The sequence below is a fragment of the Bartonella sp. AP58NXGY genome, from assembly GCF_042195785.1.
Classification (GTDB): Bacteria; Pseudomonadota; Alphaproteobacteria; order Rhizobiales; family Rhizobiaceae; genus Bartonella.
This window is the reverse complement of the sequence record NZ_JBHIOY010000372.1, coordinates 1-592: the sequence shown is the minus strand read 5'-3', so window position 1 is coordinate 592 and position 592 is coordinate 1. Positions and strand designations below refer to the sequence as shown.

Sequence of the window (592 nt, the reverse complement as noted above, 5' to 3'; positions counted from 1 at the left end):
CCGGCAATAATATCGGCTCCAACACCATGGATGCTGCCTTTGTGGGCTTGCATATTAACAGCGCGTCCTGCTTCTATTGTACCTGTCACCGCAGTAGATGTCTGAACCGATGCCTCCTCCTTCTCTGTCTTAAAGCCCACGGTTACGCTAGCAGAAACATCAGCAATATCACGAATAGACTGTTTGTTTCCACCTTTCATCCCATTATAAAGACCTTTGCCTTTGCTATAGAGATCATAGCCTTTTAGACCAGCAATAAGACCATTACCGATTTTGTGTTTTGTATCCCCATGACCAAAACGTTTGACTGCATCCTTTACATCTTTTACTGTACCAAGAATGCCCACATTGACAGAGCCTGTCACACCAGCAAAAGACTTTTCATGCTTTTCTTTTGCATTAGAGGTATCATAGCTTTCTGATAGGGTGATATTATTGCCGGCATCAATGTTGACATCACGATCCGCCGAAACAATGGCTGCTTGCATATTTACATCATTGTCAGCAGTAATCTGCACATCTTGGCGTGCCGTGATGTGTGATTGTGTGGAAGTGGTTTCCCATTGATCGCCCGTATCTTTGGCGCTTGCAA

The 592-nt window shown here is 44.4% G+C and carries 1 protein-coding gene; it reads right to left on the bottom strand.

The genetic code is table 11. The features are described from left to right. Positions 1-592: hemagglutinin repeat-containing protein (locus tag ACFINC_RS11495; RefSeq protein WP_375617285.1), on the bottom strand; the 592-nt coding region annotated here is incomplete at both ends.